General features: G+C 73.2%; 22 protein-coding genes. 16 read left to right on the forward strand and 6 right to left on the reverse strand.

The genetic code is table 11. The features are described 5' to 3' along the window. Positions 1–245 precede the first annotated feature (245 nt). A complete protein-coding gene (locus tag ACFFHC_RS00490; RefSeq protein WP_101849538.1) occupies positions 246–587 on the forward strand; it encodes an MGMT family protein in 342 nt (113 codons plus the stop codon). A 4-nt stretch (positions 588–591) separates the two neighbouring features. On the opposite strand, the gene ACFFHC_RS00495 is transcribed toward ACFFHC_RS00490, so the two are convergent. Then, on the reverse strand, positions 592–1,755 hold the full coding sequence (locus ACFFHC_RS00495) for an MFS transporter (RefSeq protein WP_083323451.1): 1,164 nt from the start codon (positions 1,753–1,755) through the stop codon (positions 592–594). A gap of 101 nt (positions 1,756–1,856) precedes the next feature. Beyond that, entirely contained in the window at positions 1,857–2,297 is a 441-nt protein-coding gene (locus tag ACFFHC_RS00500) for a MarR family transcriptional regulator (RefSeq protein ID WP_141494530.1), read from the reverse strand. A 95-nt stretch (positions 2,298–2,392) separates the two neighbouring features. On the opposite strand from ACFFHC_RS00500, the gene hutG reads away from it, so the two are divergent. From hutG to ACFFHC_RS00525, 5 genes are all read left to right on the forward strand, one after another. After that, positions 2,393–3,349, forward strand: coding sequence for a formimidoylglutamase (hutG, locus tag ACFFHC_RS00505; RefSeq protein ID WP_141494531.1), 957 nt, complete (start codon positions 2,393–2,395; stop codon positions 3,347–3,349). A 243-nt stretch (positions 3,350–3,592) separates the two neighbouring features. Continuing rightward, the gene (ahpC, locus tag ACFFHC_RS00510; RefSeq protein ID WP_070703888.1) at positions 3,593–4,156 is read left to right on the forward strand and encodes an alkyl hydroperoxide reductase subunit C; all 564 of its coding nucleotides are present in this window, start codon (positions 3,593–3,595) and stop codon (positions 4,154–4,156) included. Positions 4,157–4,330: 174 nt separating this feature from the next. Continuing rightward, positions 4,331–6,013: an alkyl hydroperoxide reductase subunit F gene (gene ahpF / locus ACFFHC_RS00515; protein ID WP_141494532.1), complete on the forward strand. Its 1,683-nt coding sequence runs from the start codon at positions 4,331–4,333 to the stop codon at positions 6,011–6,013. Then, positions 6,010–6,912: a LysR substrate-binding domain-containing protein gene (locus ACFFHC_RS00520; RefSeq protein ID WP_141494533.1), complete on the forward strand. Its 903-nt coding sequence runs from the start codon at positions 6,010–6,012 to the stop codon at positions 6,910–6,912. Before ahpF ends, ACFFHC_RS00520 begins: the two co-directional genes overlap by 4 nt. Before the next feature lie 33 nt (positions 6,913–6,945). Next, positions 6,946–7,527 carry a GNAT family N-acetyltransferase gene (locus ACFFHC_RS00525; protein WP_070705108.1) on the forward strand — a complete coding sequence of 194 codons (582 nt, stop codon included), beginning with the start codon at positions 6,946–6,948 and terminating at the stop codon, positions 7,525–7,527. A 199-nt stretch (positions 7,528–7,726) separates the two neighbouring features. On the opposite strand, the gene ACFFHC_RS00530 is transcribed toward ACFFHC_RS00525, so the two are convergent. Both ACFFHC_RS00530 and ACFFHC_RS00535 read right to left on the reverse strand, forming a co-directional pair. Beyond that, positions 7,727–9,538 (reverse strand): NAD-binding protein, encoded by a 1,812-nt coding sequence (locus tag ACFFHC_RS00530; RefSeq protein ID WP_070705109.1) that lies wholly within the window; start codon positions 9,536–9,538, stop codon positions 7,727–7,729. Positions 9,539–9,548: 10 nt separating this feature from the next. Continuing rightward, entirely contained in the window at positions 9,549–9,935 is a 387-nt protein-coding gene (locus tag ACFFHC_RS00535) for a DUF6394 family protein (protein ID WP_070705110.1), read from the reverse strand. Between the two features lie 251 nt (positions 9,936–10,186). Between ACFFHC_RS00535 and ACFFHC_RS00540 the strand changes: the two genes are divergently transcribed. Beyond that, on the forward strand, positions 10,187–10,873 hold the full coding sequence (locus ACFFHC_RS00540) for a response regulator transcription factor (RefSeq protein WP_202816703.1): 687 nt from the start codon (positions 10,187–10,189) through the stop codon (positions 10,871–10,873). After that, a complete protein-coding gene (locus tag ACFFHC_RS00545; RefSeq protein ID WP_083323536.1) occupies positions 10,870–12,240 on the forward strand; it encodes a sensor histidine kinase in 1,371 nt (456 codons plus the stop codon). The genes ACFFHC_RS00540 and ACFFHC_RS00545 overlap by 4 nt, the downstream gene beginning before the upstream one ends. Here the strand turns inward: ACFFHC_RS00545 and ACFFHC_RS00550 are convergent. Further along, positions 12,222–12,737 carry a hypothetical protein gene (locus ACFFHC_RS00550; protein WP_070705111.1) on the reverse strand — a complete coding sequence of 172 codons (516 nt, stop codon included), beginning with the start codon at positions 12,735–12,737 and terminating at the stop codon, positions 12,222–12,224. The two genes, ACFFHC_RS00545 and ACFFHC_RS00550, sit on opposite strands and share 19 nt — an antisense overlap. 239 nt (positions 12,738–12,976) lie before the next feature. Between ACFFHC_RS00550 and arfA the strand changes: the two genes are divergently transcribed. From arfA to arfC, 3 genes are read left to right on the forward strand one after another with little or no spacing between them, the layout of a single operon-like run. Next, positions 12,977–14,263 (forward strand): channel-forming protein ArfA/OmpATb, encoded by a 1,287-nt coding sequence (gene arfA / locus ACFFHC_RS00555; protein ID WP_070705112.1) that lies wholly within the window; start codon positions 12,977–12,979, stop codon positions 14,261–14,263. A 13-nt stretch (positions 14,264–14,276) separates the two neighbouring features. Next, positions 14,277–14,435, forward strand: coding sequence for a channel accessory protein ArfB (gene arfB, locus ACFFHC_RS00560; RefSeq protein ID WP_168168452.1), 159 nt, complete (start codon positions 14,277–14,279; stop codon positions 14,433–14,435). Continuing rightward, positions 14,432–15,151 (forward strand): channel accessory protein ArfC, sunset domain variant, encoded by a 720-nt coding sequence (arfC, locus tag ACFFHC_RS00565; RefSeq protein ID WP_070705113.1) that lies wholly within the window; start codon positions 14,432–14,434, stop codon positions 15,149–15,151. Before arfB ends, arfC begins: the two co-directional genes overlap by 4 nt. Positions 15,152–15,250: 99 nt before the next feature. Here the strand turns inward: arfC and rsmI are convergent, their stop codons facing one another. Continuing rightward, a complete protein-coding gene (gene rsmI / locus ACFFHC_RS00570; RefSeq protein WP_101849543.1) occupies positions 15,251–16,084 on the reverse strand; it encodes a 16S rRNA (cytidine(1402)-2'-O)-methyltransferase in 834 nt (277 codons plus the stop codon). Between the two features lie 151 nt (positions 16,085–16,235). Between rsmI and ACFFHC_RS00575 the strand changes: the two genes are divergently transcribed. The 5 genes from ACFFHC_RS00575 to ACFFHC_RS00595 all read left to right on the forward strand — a co-directional run bounded on the left by ACFFHC_RS00575 (position 16,236) and on the right by ACFFHC_RS00595 (position 21,516). Next, the gene (locus ACFFHC_RS00575) at positions 16,236–16,847 is read left to right on the forward strand and encodes a DUF4126 domain-containing protein (RefSeq protein WP_070704120.1); all 612 of its coding nucleotides are present in this window, start codon (positions 16,236–16,238) and stop codon (positions 16,845–16,847) included. Between the two features lie 11 nt (positions 16,848–16,858). Then, positions 16,859–18,682, forward strand: a complete 1,824-nt coding sequence (metG, locus tag ACFFHC_RS00580; protein ID WP_379802517.1) for a methionine--tRNA ligase — start codon at positions 16,859–16,861, stop codon at positions 18,680–18,682. Further along, on the forward strand, positions 18,683–19,552 hold the full coding sequence (locus tag ACFFHC_RS00585; protein ID WP_070704126.1) for a TatD family hydrolase: 870 nt from the start codon (positions 18,683–18,685) through the stop codon (positions 19,550–19,552). It begins immediately after the preceding gene. After that, positions 19,549–20,472, forward strand: a complete 924-nt coding sequence (gene rsmA / locus ACFFHC_RS00590; protein WP_238138170.1) for a 16S rRNA (adenine(1518)-N(6)/adenine(1519)-N(6))-dimethyltransferase RsmA — start codon at positions 19,549–19,551, stop codon at positions 20,470–20,472. Before ACFFHC_RS00585 ends, rsmA begins: the two co-directional genes overlap by 4 nt. Before the next feature lie 66 nt (positions 20,473–20,538). Beyond that, entirely contained in the window at positions 20,539–21,516 is a 978-nt protein-coding gene (locus ACFFHC_RS00595) for a 4-(cytidine 5'-diphospho)-2-C-methyl-D-erythritol kinase (RefSeq protein ID WP_070705192.1), read from the forward strand. Positions 21,517–21,527 lie beyond the last annotated feature (11 nt).

The following is a 21,527-nucleotide window of genomic DNA, read 5'->3' on the forward strand; positions in this document are numbered from 1 at the left end:
GTCCCACGGCCCGATCGCGCCGCCCGGCGACGCGTGCCGCCCCGGCCTCACCGCGGCCCGATCGCACCGCCTCATCTGCGCGCACGGGAAACCTCCGGCCGCATGCGAAAGGTGCTGGTCACCCGGGAAACATCCCGTGCGGCCAGCACCTTTCCCGTGCCGGGTGGGTTTTCGCGTGCGGGCGGCCCAGCCCCGGCCCGGTGCCGTCCCGTCGAAGGCGCCCCACCCCGTGGCAGGCTGCCGCCGTGGACGAGCTGCTGGTGGAGAAGGTGCTGCGCTGCGTGGAGCTGGTGCCCGCGGGGCGGGTGGTGGCCTACGGCGAGGTCGGCCGCATCGTGGGGGCCGGGCCCCGACAGGTCGGCGCGGTGATGGCCCACCACGGGCACCTCGTGAGCTGGTGGCGGGTCACCAACTCCGACGGGGACCTCCCGCCGCACCTGCGCCCGCGGGCCGCCGAGCACTGGGCCGACGAGGGCATCGTCTGGAAGCCCAACGGGCTGGGATGCCGCATCGCCGACCACCGCGTGGACCTCGAGGCCCTCGCCGCGGCCTGGCACACCGACACCGCCGACCTGCGAGAGGCCTGACCCGTCAGACGACCGCCGGTTCGTGCCCGCCGATCCACCGCGCCCCGCGGCCGATGAGCCCCGCCGCCACCAGCACCACGACCGCCGCGATGACGAACGGCCAGGCCACGCCGGCCCGCTCGGCCACGAGGGTGGAGACGTACGGGGCCACCACGCCGCCCATCCAGCGCACGCAGTTGTAGCCCGCCGAGGCCACCGGACGCGGGGCGTCGGAGACCTCCATGGCCAGCTCGGTGTAGAGCGTGTTGTTCACGCCCAGGAGGGCGCCGGCGGCCACGGTGCACGCGATGACGACCGCCCGGGAGCCACCGGCTGCGGCCGCGGCCGTCACGCCGAGGTCCGCGGCCAGCAGCACCAGCACCGTGACGAGCGTGCGCGCCGTGCCCCACCGCGCCTGCAGCACCGGGGCCAGGAAGACCGACGTGAGGGCCAGCGCCAAGCCCCACCCGAAGAACACCGCGCCGATCGTGTACGGGCCCGCGTCCAGCACGAACGGCACGAACGCCAGCACCGTGAAGAAGCCGTAGTAGTAGAGCGCCCCGCTGGTGGAGACGATGCGCAGCCCGCCGTGTCCCAGGGCGCGTAGGGGGTCGGACAGCCGCGTGCGCTGCGCCGGGCGAGGCAGGTCGGGCAGCAGCACGAGCAGCGCCACGAAGGCCGCCGTCATCAGCACGGCCGTGCCGAAGAAGGGGGCCCGCCAGTGCCAGCCGCCCAGCACCGCGCCCAGGAGGGGGCCCAGTGAGAGGCCAGCGCCCAGCGCGGCCTCGTAGAGGATGATCGCGACGCTCGACCCACCGCTGGCCACGGCCACGATGACGGCCAGCGCGGTGGCCACGAACAGGGCGTTGCCCAGGCCCCACCCGGCCCGGAAACCCACCAGCTGGTCCACCGTCGAGGAGGTGCCGGACAGGGCGGCGAAGACGGCCACCAGGGCCAGGCCCAGCAGGAGCGTTCGCTTCCCGCCGATGCGGGAGCTCAACCAGCCGGTCACCAGCATCATCACCGCGGTGAGGGCGAAGTAGCTGGTGAACAGCAGCGAGACCTGCGAGTGCGTGGCGTCCAGGTTCTCCGCGATGGCGGGCAGGATCGGGTCCACCAGGCCGATGCCCATGAAGGCGAACACGCTGGCCAGGGCGGTGGCCCACACGGCGGGCGGCTGGCGCAGCATCGAGGTGCGCTCGGCGGCGGCGACCTCCTCGGCGGAGGGGCGGTGGGTGGCTGTGGGCACGGGTCTCCTCTCGGTGGGACGGGTTCCTCGGTGGGCGAGGCTCAGGGGCGCTTGGCCGCGGCGGCCAGCGCCTGCAGGGCGGGTGCCGCGGCGGCCAGTGCCTCCCGCTCGGTGGCGCTGAGGGTGGCCACGGCATCGGCCAGGTAGGCGGCGCGGCGCTCGTCGCTGGCTGCCAGGGCGGCGCGTCCCTCCTCGGTGAGGTGCACGCGCTGCACGCGCTGGTCGGCCTCGTCGCGGGTGCGGGTGACGTACCCGGCATCGGCCAGGCGCCGCACCATCGACGTGGCACTGGGCAGGCGCATGCCCCCGATGCGGGCGAGCTCGCCCATGGTGCGCGGCCCCTCGCGCAGGGCGGTGAGCGCGGTGGATTGGGAGGTGCTGAGTGCCTCGGTGTGGTCGAGGCCGCGCATCATCACCACCACCTCGCGCAGGGCGCCGCGCAGGGCGTGGGCGGTGGCGAGGTCCTCGGGGCCGTGTCGCATGGTAGTGAGGCTATCTCATAGTAAGACTGCCTAAGTACATGGGAGGGTCCTCGCCGGCTGGCGGTCGCCCCGCCCGGTCGCGCCACAATGGCCCCATGACCACCGACGCCTCGCAGTCCTCCGCCCCCGCTCCCTGGACCGGCCGCGACGACGGCCCCGGCCCCGAGCACCGCCGCTGGCACCACGTCGCGGCCGGGGCGACGGACGGCGGCCCGCGCGTGGGCGTGGTCGGCTTCGCCAGTGACGAGGGCGTGCGCCGCAACAAGGGCCGCCAGGGTGCGGCCGAGGCCCCGCCGCTGCTGCGCGGCGCCCTGGCCGGCATGGCCGCCCACAGGCCCTTCGCGCTGACCGACCACGGCGACACCGGCTACGAGGGGCGTGACCTCGAATCCGGTCACGAGGCCGTGGGTACCGCCATCGCCGCCTCGCTCGACGCCGACGACCTCACCGTCGTGCTCGGCGGTGGCCACGAGACCGCGTGGGGCTGCTACCTGGGCCGCGCGCGCTCCCAGCGCTACGGCACCCCCGAGGCGATGGGCCGCACCGCCGTGGTCAACCTGGACGCGCACTTCGACCTGCGCGAGGCCCCCGAGCCCAGCAGCGGCACCCCCTTCCTGCAGATGGCGCAGGCCGAGCAGGAGGCCGGCCGCGGGCTGGACTACACCGTCATCGGCATCGCCGAGTCGAGCAACACCGCCGTCCTGTTCGACGCCGCGCGCTCGCTGGGTGCCACCTGGCTGCTCGACGTGGACTCCACCGAGGAGGCCGCCGTGGCCGCGGTGGACAAGGTGCTCGCCCGCGCGGACCACGTGCACCTGGAGATCGACCTCGACGTGCTGCCCGCCGACATCGCGCCCGGTGTGAGCGCGCCGGCGGCCTACGGCGTGCCGATGCGGGTGTGCAGCGCCGTCGTGCGCCGCCTGGCGGCCTCCGGGAAGCTTCGCGTGGTGGACGTGGCCGAGTACAACCCGTCGGTGGACGTGGACTCGCGCACCGCCAAGGCCGCTGCCCGTCTGGTCACCGACATCGTCCACGCCCTGCCGGGGGAGTGAGCGTGGCTGCCCGTTGACCCCCCCTACCCCCCTCCCGTTGAGTCGTCGACTCTTGGGGCCGATGGGGGGAGTTGACCCCGAGGAGCGACGACTCAACGGGCCGCTTGGGTGGTGTCGGGGGGTGGGGGGGGGGTGGTATAGGTGTCGACTATGCAAAACCGTCCGACTCATATACAGTGGCTATCGCAGTCGGGAACGTCGGCTGCACCCCCCAGACGTCAACAACGCAACGAGGGAGCACGCATGTCGCTGATCAACACCACCATCAAGCCCTTCCAGGCCACCGGTTTCGTGAACGGTGAGTTCAAGGACTACTCGGACGCCGACATCCAGGGCAAGTGGGCCATCTTCTTCTTCTACCCGGCCGACTTCACCTTCGTGTGCCCCACCGAGCTGGGTGACCTGGCCGACCACTACGAGGAGCTGCAGAAGCTCGGCGTCGAGGTCTTCGGTGTCTCCACCGACACCCACTTCACCCACAAGGCCTGGCACGGCTCCTCCGAGACCGTCGGCAAGGTGACCTACCCGATGCTGGGTGACCCCACCCACCTGCTGGCCAACAACTTCGAGATCCTGCGCCAGGACGAGGGCGTCGCCAACCGCGGCACCTTCCTGGTGGACCCCGACGGCGTCATCCAGTTCACCGAGGTGACCTCCGAGGGCATCGGCCGCAACGCCGCCGAGCTGGTCCGCAAGGTCAAGGCCGCCCAGTACGTGCGCAACAACCCCGGCCAGGTCTGCCCGGCCAAGTGGGAGGAGGGCGCCGAGACCCTGGAGCCCTCGCTGGACCTCGTCGGCAAGATCTGATCGGCGACACCGCCCTCGGCGCCTGACGGCGTCGACCCCTGACCCGACGGCGGTCGGGCCGGCCAGGTGCCGGTCGGCCGCCGTCGGTGCACCCACCACCCGCACCCGATGCGGTGCACCCGCCCCTGCGCCCTCGTCCCCGCCACGCCACGCCACGCACCCCTGGAGGACCCCGTGCTCGAGAAGAACCTCGCCACCCAGCTCCGTCAGCTCCTGGACAACCTGAAGCGTCCGGTCGAGCTGCTCACCACCGTCGAGGCCGACGCCACCGACGCCACCACCCGCGAGACCCTCGAGCTGTGCGCCGAGATCGCGGAGATGTCCGAGCTCGTCACCGCCCGTGAGGCCGAGGGCGACGAGCGCGCGCAGCGCACCCCCTCGTTCACCATCCGCGCCGCCGACGACCACGCCGCGGCCGTGACCTTCTCCGGCCTGCCGATGGGGCACGAGTTCACCTCGCTGGTGCTCGCCCTGCTCAACATCGGTGGCCACCCGTCCAAGGCCGCCCCCGCCACCATCGAGCAGGTCCGGAACATCCGCGGCGAGCACCACTTCGAGACCTTCTTCAGCCAGTCCTGCCAGAACTGCCCCGACGTGGTGCAGGCGCTGGACCTCATGGCCACGCTCAACCCGGGCATCACGCACACCGCCATCGACGGCTCGGCCTTCCCCGACGAGGCCGACGAGCGCGGCGTCATGGCCGTGCCCACCGTCTTCCTCGACGGCGAGGACTTCGGCTCCGGCCGCATGACCCTGGAGGAGATCGTCGAGCGCATCGACGACGACGCCGCGCAGGCCGCCGCGGACCGCCTCTCCGAGGCCGACCCCTACGAGGTGCTCGTGCTCGGTGGCGGCCCGGCCGGCGCCACCGCCGCCATCTACGCGGCCCGCAAGGGCATCCGCACCGGCCTGGTGGCCGAGCGCATGGGCGGCCAGGTGAACGACACCATGGCCATCGAGAACCTCTCGGGCACCTCCCACACCGAGGGTCCGCAGCTCTCGGCGGCGCTGGAGCGCCACGTCAACGACTATGACGTGGACCTCGTGAAGTCCCAGGTGGCCACCGGCGTCACCACCGCCCGGGCCGAGGGTGGCTACCACTCCGTGGAGCTCGCCTCCGGCGCCACCCTGCGCACCCGCTCGCTGGTGGTCGCCACGGGTGCCTCCTGGCGCACCATGGGCGTGCCGGGTGAGGAGGAGTACCGCAACAAGGGCGTCACCTTCTGCCCGCACTGCGACGGCCCGCTCTTCAAGGGCAAGCGCGTCGCGGTCATCGGCGGTGGCAACTCCGGCGTGGAGGCCGCGATCGACCTGGCCGGCATCGTGGGCCACGTGACGGTGCTGGAGTTCATGGACTCCATGCGTGCCGACCAGGTGCTGCAGGACAAGTTGCGCTCCCTGCCCAATGTCGACGTCGTGCTCGGCGCGGCCACCCAGGAGGTCGTCGGCGACGGCTCCCGCGTGACCGGCCTGAGGTACGAGCTCCGCGAGACCGGCGAGGCCCAGCAGCTCGATCTCGAGGGCGTGTTCGTGCAGATCGGCCTGGTGCCCAACTCGGCCTTCCTCAAGGACTCCGGCATCGAGCTGACCGACCGCGGCGAGGTCGTCATCGACGAGCGGGGTGCCACCAACGTGCCGGGCGTGTTCGCCGCCGGCGACGTGGCCACCACCCCGTACAAGCAGATCGTCGTGGCCTTCGGCTCGGGCTCCACCGCCTCGTTGAGCGCCTTCGACCACCTCATCCGCACCTCCGCGCCCAGCCAGGGCGACGCGGAGGACACCGCGGCGCGCACCAAGGTGGTCGATGCCGACGCCGAGCCCACCGACGTGGCCGACACCGCGGACGCCTCGTCGTGAACCTGCGCGACCTCGAGTACCTGGTCGCCCTGGGCGACCACGGCAGCTTCGGTCGCGCCGCGGAGGCCTGCGGTGTCAGCCAGCCCACGCTGAGCACGCAGGTCAAGAAGCTGGAGGCGGCCCTGGGCTGCGCGCTCGTGGAGCGTGCGGGCCGCACCACGCGCCTCACCCCGGCCGGCGAGCAGATCGCCGGCCGGGCACGGCGCATGCTCGGGCACGGCGACGCCATCCGGCGCGTCGCCGAGCAGGCCCGCGACCCCCGGGCCGGCTCGCTGCGGCTGGGCATCTTCCCCACCCTCGCGCCGTACCTGCTGCCGCACGTGGTGCCCGGCATCCGCGAGGCCCTCCCGGAGCTCAACCTGCTGCTGGTGGAGGAGCGCACGCCGGACCTCATGCGGCAGCTCCGGGAGGGCACCCTCGATGCGGTGGTGCTCGCCGGCCCGCTGACCGACCCCGGACTGGCGGTGGAGCCCCTCTTCCGTGAGGACTTCCTGCTGGCCGTGCCGCTGGACCACCCGCTGGCCGGGCAGGAGACGGTGGACCCCTCCGTGCTGGGCGACGAGTCGGTGCTCCTGCTGGAGGACGGCCACTGCCTGCGGGACCAGGCGCTCGACGTCTGCCGCTCCTCCGGCGCGGTGGAGATGGACGGCTTCCGCGCCACCTCCCTGGAGACCCTGCGGCACATGGTGGCCTCCGGGGTCGGGGTGACCCTCATGCCCCGCATGGCGGTCGACCGCCCCGGCGGCCCCGGGGGAGTGGCGACGGTCGAGTTCACCGCGCCAGCACCCCATCGGGACATCGTGCTGGCGTGGCGCGCCTCCTCGGTGCAGGCCGACCTCATGCCGGAGCTCGCCGAGCTGCTCCGCTCGGTGCCCGCGCCCCTGGCCACCCCGGCCTGACGCCGCGGCAGGGGGGGGTGGCACCATCGGGCCATGGACCAGGAGCGCGGCAGTCCGGCGGTGGGCGAGGTGGAGGTTGATCGGCTGCGGCTGGCCGATGTGGAGTCCCTCGCCCGGGTGCACGGGATGATCTGGCGCGCGACCTACACCGGACTCCTCCCCGATGCGGTGCTGGACTCCCTCGACCCCGTCGCCGGGGCCGCCCGGTGGCGGGAGGCCGCGCAGCGCCTCGCGGACGAGGGCCCCACCGGTGCCGCCCACCCACTGGGCAGCAACGGCCCACCCCCGGTCGCGGACACCCGAGTGGCACGCCAGCAGGACGGTCACGTGCTGGGTTTCATCTCCGTGGGCCCGCCCCGTGACGACGACCCCCCGGCGCCGAGGGAGCTGTGGGCGCTCAACCTGGACCCGGCCTGGCACGGCACGGGCCTGGCCGACCGCCTGCTGACCGCAGCCCTCCCGATGGGGCCCGCCTACCTGTGGGTGCTCGAGGGCAACGAGCGGGCGATCGCGTACTACGGCAAGCGGGGTTTCACCGACACCGGGCGGCGCAAGGAGCTCATCCACCGCACGGGGCCCACGGGTGTGGCGGAGTGGTGCCTCCTGCGCCCCTGAGTCAGCCCCGGTTGCTGGACGCGCCGGTCCCGCCGGTCCGGTCCGCGCCGCCGGACCCACCCCGGCGCGGCACGGTACTGCGCCGTCGATGTGTCGCGGACCACGACGAGGGCGGCCGGTACTCCGGGCGGGGCGTGACCCGGCGGGGGCGAGGCTGCGCGCGGTGCCGGACGGCCTGGTGACCCCGGTCGGCTGAGCCTCAGCGCCCCAGGCGGCGGATGTCGTCGCGGTCGTCCAGGCGCGACCGGCGCCGGCGCACGCCCTTGGGCAGGGTGTGGTGCGGGGTGGTCCGGCGGCCCCGCAGCGCGCGGAACACCCACGTGTGCGGCACGTGCACGCCCGTGGCCAGCTTCTCCACGTCCGCGTCGCTGTACAGCGTGGAGGTGAGCTCGCCCAGGCCCTCGGCCGTGCCGAGCACCAGCAACGAGTCGCCCAGGTGCAGCGAGGTGCCGGGGTCGGGGGCCGCGGTGCGCTCCCGGCCGCGGCCGTGCACGGCCGGGTAGACCTCCAGCGGTTCCCCGCTCTCGGGGTGGGTCAGCAGCTGCTTCAGGGTGATGTGCCCGCCCTCCAGCCAGCGCACCAGGGCGGGGGCGTTCTCCTCGGTGACGTCCAGCCGTGCGGCCTGCGGGGTCTGCGTGCCCACGCGCGCCTGCAGGTCCTCCAGCACCCGGGCCCCCCACTCCTCGTCGCGCTCCATCACCTTGCGCACGAAGTGCCAGTAGTTGGGGCTCACCAGGTAGGCCAGCGCCTCCCGGGAGATGAGCTCGGCCGGGTGGAAGGTGGCGTCGGGGGCGAAGGCCTTCACGGTGGAGCGGCGGCCCAGCGTCTTCTGCCGCAGCACCAGGAAGCAGTCCGGGTTGGCCTCGCGCACCCGGGCGGCCACCGAGAGGTTCACGATGTCGCTCTCGGCGCCCACCACCACACCGGTCACGTCGTGCAGGTCCACCAGCTCCCCGGTGGGGCGCGCGTCGCGCACCTCCAGCCCGGCCCGCGTGAGGTCGCGGCTCACCTCCTCGCCGAACTCGCCGTCGCTCACCACGACCCACGGCCCGTCGTCGAGCCGCTCCCGGGGCTCCTCCAGCTCGGTGCCCGGAGGGCTCATGAGCCAGGTGGCGAGGCGGTGCACCGACGGCTTGCGCAGCTGCATCGTCAGGTAGGTGCCGAACTCGTCCAGCGGGTTGATGACGTGCTCCGGGAAGAAGTCCTGCATCCGGTCGGCCATGACCCGGCTGGTCGACCGGGCGATGACGGGCACGTCCGGGCGCAGCAGGTTGACGGTCATGACGATGGCGAGGTTGGTCTCGTCGTCCTCGGTCATGGCCAGTACGCCGTGGCACCACGGGCTGCCCAGCCCGGCGGTGCCGAGGGTGGTCACCTTGCGGGCGTCGCCGTGCAGGGCCAGCACGCGTCCGCCGCGGCGCCCCATCGCCATCCGCTCGAGCCGCTCGGCGTCGCCGTCCACCACCACCACGTCGCGCTCGATCGCCACGAGGCCCTCGACCACGCCCGTGCCGGCCTGGCCGTGCCCCACCACGATGTAGAACGGGTCGCGCGTGCGGCGCAGCGAGCGCATGAGCCGCAGCTCGGAGGTGGCCTCGCGGAAGCCGGGGGCGGTGAGCGTGTAGAACATCGCGGTCACCGCGTAGGTCCAGGTGAACACCGAGGCGAAGATCGACCCGGCCACCCACATGCGCTGGGGGATGGTGAACTCGTTGGGCACCTCGCCGTAGCCGATGGTGGTGGCCGTGTAGCTCATGACGTAGAACGCGTCGAACAGTGAGAGCCGGTGCGGGTTGCCGTCGGCGTCCACGCCGGGCATGAGCGAGAGGCCCACCACGCAGAAGGTGAACACGGCCACGATCATGAGCAGCGGTGCGCGCAGGCCGCGCAGGGTGGCGTTGACCACCTCCCGCGCCTGGTCGTCCACGGGCACCTCCACCTCGCGGCGGCGGCGGGACTCGGGGCGGGCCGCCCGGTGGTGGGCGGTCATCCGCGTCAGGGGGTTGACCACGGGGTGGACCTCAGCGGCCGCGGTAGTTCACGGTCTCGATGACGAGGATCACCAGCGAGACGAGGTTGGCCAGCAGCGCGCCGATGGCCAGCGACACCACGGACGACATGGCCTGCGCGTCGATGGGGGCGTCCCGGCCCTGGTCGATCCACACCCAGACGGCGGTGGCGGCGAGCAGCTGCAGGCAGGAGACGAGGCTGGCGGCCAGGTGCACCGCGCCCACGTGGGTGCGGTCGCCCAGCTTGAGCACGGCGGCCACGAGGTTGACCACGAGGGCGGCGTAGAGCTCGTAGGAGTTGTGCAGGTCGGGATCGCTGATGTCCCCCGTCACGTAACCCAGGTTGAGGGTGGCGGCCAGGAGCACGAAGAAACCGAAGACGACCTTCTCGAAGTTCACGCCCCCCACCGTACGTGCTCCCCCACCCGGTCGAGGGGCACAAGAGAGGGAGCCACCGGACCCCTCAGTACGGTGGCTCCCTGTCCCTTGTGTGCCGCTCCGGCGTTCCTCCAGAAGGCCGGCGGCCGAGAACGTGTCCCTCGCTCTCGATGTGTCCCATACAAACCCGGCCACATCTCACGTCTCGCACGCGTTGCTCACAGGACGTTCACAACTTTCGCGTGAGCACGCCCGCCTCCTACTGTGGCCCCGTGACCGTGAACCAGAACGTCCACGTCCTGCTGGTCGAGGACGACGAGATGCTCCGAGAGACGACCGCCCTGGTGCTGGAGCGCCAGGGGTTCTCCGTGTCCACGGCCGCCGACGGCGTGGACGGCCTGGACGCGCTGCGCCGTGAGCGCTTCGACGTGGCGGTGGTGGACGTGATGATGCCGCGCATGGACGGCATCACGTTCGCTCGCAAGGTGCGGGAGGACTCCGACCTGCCCATCGTGCTGCTCACCGCGCGCGACCTGCCGCACGACCAGCTCGCCGGCTTCCAGGTGGGCGTGGACGACTACGTGACCAAGCCCTTCGACGGCGAGGTGCTGGCCGCCCGCCTCCGCGCGGTGCTGCGCCGGGTGGACACCGTGCCGACCGAGCCGACGACCACCACCATCCGGGTGGCGGACCTGACGGTGAACCGCGACGGAATGGTGGTGCAGAAGGCCGGGGAGACCATCAGCCTGAGCGCCACCGAGTTCCGCCTGCTGGAGGTGCTGCTGGACCACCGCGGCCGGGTGCTCTCGCGCCACCAGCTGCTGGAGATGGTGTGGGACATCGGCTCGTGGGGTGACACCCACGTCGTGGAGGTCACCGTGCAGCGCCTGCGCCGCAAGATCGGCGCCGAGCGCATCGTCACCGTCCGCGGAGCGGGCTACAAGCTGGTGGATGCGTGAGCCCGGACCGTTCCGGGGACCCCGAGGCCCCCAGGCGCCGCACCGGCGGCATCCCCACCCACCGCCTCGACGCGGCGGTGACCGGCCCGATGCGGGTGAGCGGCCGCAGCGCTCGTCGGGACCAGCGACTGGGGGGCACCCGCTGGCGTGACTCCATCCGGACCCGGATCGTACTGGCGGTGCTGCTGGTCTCGATGGTCACCAGCGCCGGCCTGGGGGTGCTCCTGGCCTCGCAGGCCTCGGACGCCGCGCGTGAGAACCTGCGCCAGCAGGCCGTGAGCCGGCTCGACACGGTGAGCGCCTCCTACCGGCTGGACGGGCGTGTGCGCCGCGGCGCCACGGCCGACCCGGACGTGCCGCCCCGGGAGCTCGTGCAGGGCATGGAGCAGGGGGAGCGGCGGAGCTACTACGACGGCGACACGATGTGGGCCACCGAGCGGCTCGGCAAGGACGTGCTGCTCACCGTGCAGCTGGACGACGACATGCTGCGCCAGCAGGACGCCGAGCGGCTGCGGACCCTGCTGCTCTCCCTGGCGCTGGCCTCGGCCATCTCCGCGGCGGCGGCCTGGACGCTCGGCAACGCCCTCTCGAGCCGGCTCCGCAGCGCGGCCACGGCCGCCACGGCCATGGCAGAGGGGGACACCACGGCCCGCACGGACACCGGCGGACGTGACGAGGTGGCCGCGCTCACCCGGGCCGTGGACACCCTCGCGGTGACCCTGCAGAGCCGCCTGGCGGCAGAGCGCGCCTTCACGGCGGACGTGGCGCACGAGCTGCGCACCCCGGTGACGGGGCTCGTGAGTGCCGTCGAGCTGCTCCCCGAGGGGCGCCCGGCCACGCTGGTGCGCACGCAGGTGGGCCGGCTGCGGCGCCTGGTGGAGGACCTGCTGGAGGTCTCCCGGCTGGAGAGCGGGTCGGAGGTGGCCACCCTGGAGGAGCACGACCTCGGCGAGGTGGTGGACCGCACGGTGCGCTTCCTGGCGGTCTCCGCCCCGTGCGAGCGGGTGGAGCTGCGGGGCGAGTCGCCGCAGCAGGTCCTCATCGACCCGCGGCGCTTCGAGCGGATCATGGCCAACCTGCTGGTCAACGTGCAGCGCCACGGGGGCGGTCACTGCGTGATCACCGTGGTGCGCCGCGCGGTGGTGGTGGACGACTTCGGGGACGGCTACCCCGCGGAGATCCTCGAGCACGGCCCGCAGCGCTTCCACGGCAGCGGGGCGAGCAAGGGCACCGGGCTCGGCCTGACCATCATCTCCAAGCAGGCGGCCACGATGGGGGCGACGGTGGAGTTCGACCGGGCCCGCACCGGCGGGGCGCGCACGGTGCTGCGCTTCCAGGCCGCCGACGCTCAGTGGGGCAGCTCGTAGGTCTCCTGCGAGGTGGAGCCCAGCGGCCGCCCGTCCACGAAGTGGACCACGATCGAGGTGTAGACGCTGCCGGCCTCGGAGGTCTTCACCTCGGGGGCCTCCACCTCCACCTGATAGCTCTCCAGGGTCCCCTCGGCACAGTTGGGCTGGCAGTTGTTCACGCTGAACTCCCCGGTGCCCTTGGCGCTCCGGGCGTCCCACTCCGCCCACTGCAGCTTGCTCAGGGTGGCGTTGGTGTCCTGGCAGTCGAGGCTGAGGGTGGGCGGGCGCACCATCGTGCCCTCGCCGAGGCAGTCGAGGACCTGCGGCTCGGGCTCCGTCGAGGCGTGGTCGCCCCCGGCCGCCTCGGCCTGGCCGACGCCGGAGGCGGAGGGGGCGCTGGTGCTCGTCTCCGCGCCGTGGGACTGCGGGACCTCGTCGGCGCCGGAGCAGGCGGCCAGCAGCACCGGGGCCACGGCCGGGAGGGCCCAGCGGGGGGATCGGGTGATGCGGTGCATGGACGTCCTCGGATCGGGGGTGGGGCCACGGAGCAGTCTGCGCCACCAAGTTCACAAACCGCGCACGCGGGCCGGGCCGAGCCGCCCGGGACGGGGCCGCGAGGGCGTGGCGAACCGCCGTCGCGCCCGCCCCGGAAGCGTGGGGTGCAGCGGATATCCTCTGCCCAGGACTTCTGTCCCCCGGGCCGCCGCGGGGGACGAGACCGGCCACTCCCAGCACGGCGGACGAAGGAGCACTCATGAGTGACAAGTGGGGCGAGGGCGACCACCTCGATGCCCGCGACGGTGACGAGGTCGACCGCTACGACGCGGTCGACGACGGGGGTGAGGAGTGGTACGAGGTCTCCCGCCGCTACCGCCGTGGACTGGGTGGGTGGTGGTGGCTGGCGCTGCTGGCCATCCCGCTGCTGCTGGCCCTGCTGGGCAGCCTGCTCGACAAGGGCGGTGACGAGCCGGCGGAGGAGAAGACCACCACCGCGGCCGAGACCTCCTCCTCGGTGCAGGACTCCGGCGACGCCGTGGCGGCCGACTCGGTCTCCTACGAGGGCGACAAGGACAAGGTCACCTTCACGGCCTCCGCCCCGAGCGAGTCCGACAAGGACGCGCTCGTCAAGGCCGTCGAGGACGCCAACGAGGGCCGCACCGTGGACGCTCAGGTGTCCGTGGACGAGAAGGCGCCGCTGGTGGAGGGCGCCCAGCTGGGTGCGCTGACCAACGCGCTGAAGGCCGGTGGCGAGGGCCTCACGGTGTCCGGTGACGCCTCCGCCCTGACGCTCTCCGGCGAGGTCGCCGACGAGGCCGCCCGCAAGACCGTGGCCAAGGAGTTCGCCACCGTCTACCCGGACGCCAGGATCACCAACGAGCTGACCGTCGGCGGCAAGCCGGCCCCGGCCGAGCCGAGCCCGTCGGAGCCGGCCGCGTCGAGCAAGCCCGCCGAGCCGAGCCCGTCGCAGTCCTCGAGCGAGGCCCCGGAGCCCAGTGCCTCGGAGCCGACCGAGTCCAGCAAGCCGGCCGAGCCGTCGCCCACCGCGAAGCCGAGCACGTCCGAGCCCACCGAGTCCTCCGCCCCGGAGCCGTCGCCCACCAGCGAGGCCCCGAAGCCCGAGCCGACCACCCCGAAGCCGAGCCCGTCCGGCCCGGCCCCGGTGTCCGCCATCGGCGACCTCACCTGTGAGAACGCCAAGGTCTCGATGGACCGCGTCAACGCGGCCAACCCGATCCGCTTCCCGTCCAGCAGCGACGCCCTGTACGGCGACTCCGCTCTGGCCGCGGGCCAGATCGGTGCCAAGCTGGCCGGCTGCGACTTCGACGTCGTGGTCATCGGGCACACCGACAACGTCGGGGGCGACGTGAACGAGAAGCTCAGCGCCTACCGCGCCGAGAAGGTCGCGCAGGCCCTCGTGGTGGCCGGTGTGGACAACAGCCGCATCGAGCAGAAGAACGCGGCCGCGTCGCAGCCCGTCGCGAGCAACAAGACCGAGGACGGGCGGGCCAAGAACCGTCGCGTCACCATCCAGGTGAAGTGAGAGGAGAGGACCGATGGGTGAATTCCTGATGGAGTGGCTCTGGTACCTCGTGGCGTTCGTCGTCGGCGCGCTGGCGATGTACGTGGTCGTGGGCATGACCGTCCCGGCGGATTCCGAGGAGGCCGCCTTCGCCGACCTTCCCGGCGCACGTGAGATCGGAGACGACGAGTGAACTGGCTGCTGATGCTCCTGGCCTTCGCGCTGGGCGCCCTGGTCACCTGGCTGTGGTCCGTGCGCACGGTCACGCGGGTGATCCCGGCGAGTGAGTACGACGCCCACCTGGCCTCCCTGGGTGTGGACGACGAGGACGAGGTGGAGGTCGACGACGACGCCGACCGCATCGAGGTGGACGAGGACGCCGAGGCGGACCGTCGCGGCTTCTACACCGAGCGGGACGACGTCCGCGAGGACGAGGTCGACCTGGTCGACGCCGAGACCGACGGTGCCCACGCCCTGGGTGACGACGAGGACGCCGTGGTGGCCGACGAGGTCCACGACGAGGACGCCGAGCTGGTCGAGGCCGACGCCGACGCCGACCGGGTCGACGTCCACGACGAGGAGGGCGCCGGCGCCCACCCGCTGGGCGAGGACGACCTGGACGACGACGTGCAGCCGGTGACCGGCGCGTCCGACCACACCCAGGCCATCCCGGTGGTCGACGGCGAGGACGCGGCCGACGCCGACTCGCCCTACGGCCCCGGTTCGGCGCTCCCCGCCGAGGACGGCTCCGGCCCCGAGGGCTGGGCCATCAAGGGCAACGCCGACTCGGGCCTGTTCCACACCGAGGACAGCCCGGGCTACGCCAACACCCGCGCCGAGGTCTGGTTCGCCGACGAGGAGTCGGCCGTGGCGGCGGGCTTCCGTCACTGGGACCGTAAGCAGCGCTGACCCGCAGCGCCCGAAGGGGCCCCGTCCACCGCACCGGTGGACGGGGCCCCTTCGCGTGGGCCGGGCGGGGGCCGTACCCCTCGGCCCGAGGCGGTGAGTTCAGTCCGATGCGGTGAGCGCTGCCTCGTAGAGCGCGCGGGAGGGCAGCCCGGTGGCCGCCGCCACCTGCTTGCACGCGTCCTTGAGGCGCACCCCCTGGGCCACCAGCTCCTGCACCTGTGCGGCGGCCTGCTCGGGGTCGGCCGCGCGGGCCGCCGCGCCCTGCACCACCACCGTGATCTCGCCGCGGGCCCCCTCGACGGCCCACTGCGCCAGCTCGGCCACCGGCCCGCGCCGCACCTCCTCGTAGGTCTTGGTGAGCTCGCGGCAGACGGCGGCCGGGCGGTCGGCACCGAAGGCCTCGGCCATGGCACCCAGGGTGTCGGCCAGCCGGTGGGGTGCCTCGAAGAAGAGCATCGTGCGGCGCTCCTCGGCGAGCTCCCGCAGGGCGGCGACGCGGGGGCCGGCCTTGCGCGGCAGGAAACCCTCGAAGCAGAAGCGGTCCACCGGCAGCCCGGAGACCGCCAGCGCCATGAGGGCGGCGCTGGGCCCGGGTACGCAGGTCACCACCAGGTCGCGCTCCACGCAGGCCTGCACCAGCCGGTAGCCGGGGTCGCTCACCGAGGGCATGCCGGCGTCGGTCACGAGCACCACGCGGTCCCCGGCGGCGATGCGGTCGGCCAGCTCGGGGGTGCGGGAGGCCTCGTTGTGCTCGTGGTAGCTCACGAGCGGGGCCGAGACGGTGACGCCCAGGGCGGCCGCCAGCCGCTGCGTGCGACGGGTGTCCTCGGCGGCCACGAGGTCGGCACCGGCCAGCTCGGTCGAGAGGCGCGGGGCGGCGTCCGCCGGGTCTCCGATGGGGGTCGCGGCCAGGACGAGGGCTCCGGAGGTCATGCGCCCATCATCGCCCGACGTCACAACTCTGCAACGAACCGGGCACGAAATGGCAAAGCGGGGAAGGCGGCGTCCCCCGGTGCGATTCCATGGGGGCGGCGCCCACGGAGCACAGAGGTGCCCCCGTCGCCACCACGTTCAGGAGACCCACGTGCTTGCAGCCCTCACCGGCCTCGGCCTGTCCGCCGCTGCGGGCTTCAACGCCTACATCCCCTTCCTCATCGTGGCCTGTCTGGCCCGCTTCACCACCTTCGTCACGCTGCCGCCCTCCTTCGCCTGGATCGAGTCCTGGTGGGCCATCGTGGGCGCGGCGGTGCTGCTCCTGGTGGAGGTCACCGTGGACAAGGTGGCGGTGGTGGACCACGTCAACGACGCGGTGGGCACCTTCATCCGGCCGATGACCGGTGGGCTGGTCTTCGCCGCCACCTCCGCCGCCGAGAGCCTGGACAACTCGCAGTGGATGGCGGAGCACCCGTGGGTGGGCGTCATCGCGGGCATCGTGGTGGCCGGCATCGTGCACTCCGGCAAGGCGGCCGCGCGCCCGGCGGTCAACGCCAGCACCGTGGGTGTGGGCACGCCGGTGGTCTCCCTCGCCGAGGACGTGGCCGCGGTGTCGCTGAGCGTGGTGGCGGTCTTCGCGCCGCTGTTCGTGCTCGTGGTGCTGGTGGTGCTGGGGTGGATCGTGTGGTCCCTCTGGCGGCGGTTCAAGCGCCTGTCGGGTCGTCGCCGCCCGCGCCGGGAGTACGCGCCCTTCGCCTCGTAGACTCGGGCGCCATGAGCAAGGTTCTCTCGGCCGTCGCCTGGCCCTACGCCAACGGTCCCCGCCACCTCGGCCACGTCGCCGGCTTCGGGGTGCCCTCGGACGTCTACTCGCGCTACATGCGCATGGCCGGACACGACGTGCTCATGGTCTCCGGCACCGACGAGCACGGCACGCCCATCCTCGTGCAGGCCGAGGCCGCGGGGAAGACGCCGCAGGAGTTCGTCGACGAGAACAACCGGGCCATCTGCGAGGACCTCACCGCACTGGGCCTTTCCTACGACCTGTTCACCCGCACCACCACGGTGAACCACCACGAGGTCGTGCGGCAGATGTTCACGGCTGTGCACGACAACGGCTACTTCGTGGAGCAGACCCAGCTGGGCGCCATCAGCCCGTCCACGGGCCGCACCCTGCCGGACCGCTACATCGAGGGCACCTGCCCGATCTGCGGCGACACCTCCGCCCGCGGCGACCAGTGCGACAACTGCGGCAACCAGCTCGACCCGGCCGACCTGGTCGACCCGCGCTCGCGCATCAACGGCGAGACCCCGGAGTTCGTCGAGACCAACCACTTCCTGCTCGACCTGCCCGCCCTGGCCGAGGCGCTGGGGGAGTGGCTCGAGGGCCGCGAGGCCTCCGGTGCGTGGCGCCCCAACGTCATCGCGTTCTCCCGCAACATCCTCAAGGAGATCCGCCCCCGCGCCATGACGCGCGACATCGACTGGGGCATCAAGGTGCCGCTGGAGGGCTGGGAGGACGCCCCCAAGCGCCTGTACGTGTGGTTCGACGCCGTCATCGGCTACCTGAGCGCCTCCATCGAGTGGGCCCGCCGCAGCGGTGACCCCGAGGCGTGGCGCGCCTGGTGGAACGACCCCGAGGCCGTCAGCGCCTACTTCATGGGCAAGGACAACATCGTCTTCCACTCCCAGATCTGGCCGGCCGAGCTGCTCGCCCACAACGGGCAGGGCAGCAAGGGCGGGGAGCCGGGGCCGTTCGGCGAGCTCAACCTGCCCACCGCGGTGGTCTCCTCGGAGTTCATGACGCTCGAGGGTCGCCAGTTCTCCACCTCCCGCGGGCACGTCATCTACGTGCGCGACGTGCTGGAGCGCCAGCAGCCCGACGCCATCCGCTACTACCTCTCGGCCGTGGCGCCGGAGACCAGTGACGCCGACTTCTCGTGGGAGGAGTTCGCGCGCCGCACCAACGGCGAGCTCGTGGCCGGCTGGGGCAACCTGGTCAACCGCACCGCCTCGATGATCGCCAAGAACTTCGGCGAGGTGCCCGCGCCCGCGGAGCTGCAGGACGAGGACCGCGTCCTGCTCGATGCCGTGCGCGGCGGGTTCGCGACCGTGGGGCAGCTGCTCGAGCGCTTCCGCAACCGCCAGGCCCTGGCCGAGGCGATGCGTCTGGTGGGCGAGGCCAACGCGTACATCTCGACCACCGAGCCGTTCAAGCTCAAGGGCGAGGACCAGCGCGAGCGCCTGGCCACCGTGCTGTGGACCTGTGCCCAGGCCGTCACCGACCTCAACACGATGCTGGCGCCCTTCCTGCCGCACTCGGCCAACGAGGTGGAGGCCGCGCTGGGCGGCGGGGCCACCGTCGCGCCGCTGCCCCGCATCGACGAGGTGACCGACCTGGACGACCCCTCGCGCGCCTACCCGGTGATCACCGGCGACTACACCACGGGCGTGCGCTGGGAGCCGCGCGACGTGGTGGTGGGCGCCCCGGTGGCCAAGCCGACGCCGATCTTCCGCAAGCTCGACGACGAGGCCGTGCAGCGCGAGCGCGAGCTGACCACCTCGGCCCCGGCCGAGGGCCCCACCGGGGAGCGCTGAGTGCCGCACACCAGCCCCCGGCGCACCGAGGCCCCGCCGCTGCCCGAGCCGCTGCCGATCCCGGTGGTGGACAACCACACGCACGTCGACATCGAGCGGGACGGTGTGGTCATGGGCGGCGAGGGGGCCGGTGGCGGCGTGCGCGGCGTCATCGAGGCCGCCCGGGCCGTGGGCGTGGACCGCCTGGTGCAGATCGGGTGCGAGCTGGAGTCCGCGCGGGTGACCGCCGAGGTGGTGACCCGCCACCCCGAGGTGCTGGGTGGCGTGGCGCTGCACCCCAACGAGGTGCCGGTGCTCGCCGAGCGCGGTGAGCTGGAGTCGGCGCTGGAGGAGATCGACCGGCTCCTGCGCGGCGACCGGATCCGGGTGGTGGGGGAGACCGGGCTGGACTACTTCCGCACCCCGCCGGAGGGGCGCGCGGTGCAGGCCGAGGGCTTCCGCTGGCACATCGACAGGGCCAAGGAGCTGGGGCTCGCGCTGCAGATCCACGACCGCGACGCGCACGAGGACGTGCTGCGCATCCTGGCCGAGGAGGGGGCGCCGGACAGGACGGTGCTGCACTGCTTCAGCGGCGACATCTCCATGGCGCGGGAGTGCGTGGAGCGCGGCTACATGCTGAGCTTCGCCGGCACGGTGACCTTCAAGAACGCTCGCGACCTGCGCGACGCCCTGGCCGTGGTGCCGCTGGAGAACCTGCTGGTGGAGACCGACGCGCCGTACCTCACGCCGCACCCCCACCGCGGCGCCCCCAACGCGCCCTACCTGGTGCCGCTCACGGTGCGCACCATGGCCAGCACACTCAACGTGTCCGTGCCCGAGCTGTGCCAGGCGATCTCGGAGAACTCCGAGCGGGTGTACGGGCCGTGGTGACCACCCCGCAGCCCGAGGGGACGGTGCCGGTGGAGGCGCCCGACGAGGGCCTGCTGGGCCCCGCCCAGATCCGCGAGCTGGCTGACCGGTTCGGTGTGAGCCCCACCAAGCAGTGGGGGCAGAACTTCGTCATCGACAAGGGCACCGTGCGCCGCATCGTGCGGTCCAGCGGGGTGGGCGCGCAGGACCACGTGGTGGAGGTGGGGCCCGGTCTGGGCTCGCTGACCCTCGCGCTGCTGCCGTCGGTGGCCTCGCTGACCTGCGTGGAGGTGGACCCGCGCCTGGCCGAGGCGCTGCCCGGCACCGTGGCCGCGATGGCGCCCGACCGCGCTGCCGACCTGCGCGTCGTGCACGACGACGCGCTGCAGGTGACGGAGCTGCCCGGCCCCGCGCCCACGGCACTGGTGGCCAACCTGCCGTACAACATCGCCGTGCCGGTGGTGCTCACCTTCCTGGAGCGCTTCCCCAGCCTGCGGACCGTGCTGGTGATGGTGCAGCTGGAGGTGGCCGAGCGCATGGCCGCCGCACCGGGTTCCAAGGTGTACGGCGTGCCCAGCGTCAAGTGCGCCTGGTACGGCCCCACGCGGCTGGCCGGCCGCATCGGCCGCAACGTGTTCTGGCCGGCGCCCAACGTGGACTCCGGGCTCGCCCGCATCGACGTGGCCCCGCGGGACGAGGCGGCCGTGGGCGTGCGGCGTGAGGAGGTCTTCTCCTGCGTGGACGCCGCGTTCGCCCAGCGGCGCAAGACCCTGCGCGCCGCGCTCGCGGGCTGGGCGGGCTCGGCGCAGGCCGCCGAGGCGGCGCTGGTGGCCGCCGGCATCGACCCGCGGACCCGAGGCGAGGCGCTGGACGTGGAGGGCTTCATCCGCCTGGCCGCCGCGCACCGGCGCCTGGTCGGTGAGGACGGCGCAGCCCGCTGAGGTGGTGCCCGGTGCGGTGTGGACCGCCGGGTCCGGGCCCGCTGCGGTCCCCCTAGTGTGGGTGCCATGACCAGCCCGGCCGCCCCCCGCTCCGCGACCGTCCGCGCGCCCGCCAAGGTGAACCTGGCGCTGCGGGTGGGGCCTCCCGACCTCGAGACCGGGTACCACCCGCTGGCCACCGTCTTCCACGCCGTCGACCTGTGCGACGAGGTGACGGTGCGCCGCGCGCGCACGATGTCGCTGGAGGTCACCGGCAGCTTCACCGAGGGCGTGCCGACCGACCACACCAACCTCGCCTGGCGGGCGGTGGAGGAGCTGCGTGAGCTCCACGGGCGCACCTGTGGGCTGCGGCGCCCGCGGCCGGTGGCCATCACCATCGACAAGCAGGTCCCCGTGGCCGGGGGCATGGCCGGCGGGTCGGCCGACGCGGCCGCGGCCCTGCTCGCCGCCAACGAGGTGTGGGGCAACGAGTTCCCGATGGGGGACCTGCGCGCCCTCGCCGCCGACCTGGGGGCCGACGTGCCCTTCGGCCTCACCGGCGGCAACGCCCTCGGGCTGGGGCGCGGTGACGAGGTCTCCACCGTGCTGGCCCGGGGCGAGCTGCACTGGGTGTTCTGCGTGAGCGACCAGGGGCTCAGCACGCCGGCGGTCTACCGCGAGTTCGACCGGCTCAACGGTTGGGACCAGACCCCCACCCCGGAGACGCTCGAGGCGTGGGAGGCCACCCCCGAGCCCCCGGAGGAGCTGCTGCAGGCCCTGCGCACGGGCGACCCGCTGGCGGTGGCCGAGCACCTGCAGAACGACCTGCAGCCGGCCGCCATCAGCCTCCAGCCGTCGCTGCAGGACACCCTGGATGCGGGCACCGAGGTGGGGGCCGTGGCCGGCATCGTGTCCGGGTCCGGGCCCACCGTCGCGCTGCTGGCCGAGAGCCGGGAGCACGCCATCGACGTCTCGGTGGGCATGGCGGCGCTGCGCCCGGGCGTGCAGGTGTTCACCGCCAGCGGGCCCGCCCCGGGCGCCCGGGTGGTCGAGCGCCGCGACTGAGCCCCGGGGCC

The organism is Kytococcus schroeteri, assembly GCF_042433515.1.
GTDB lineage: Bacteria > Actinomycetota > Actinomycetes > Actinomycetales > Dermatophilaceae > Kytococcus > Kytococcus schroeteri.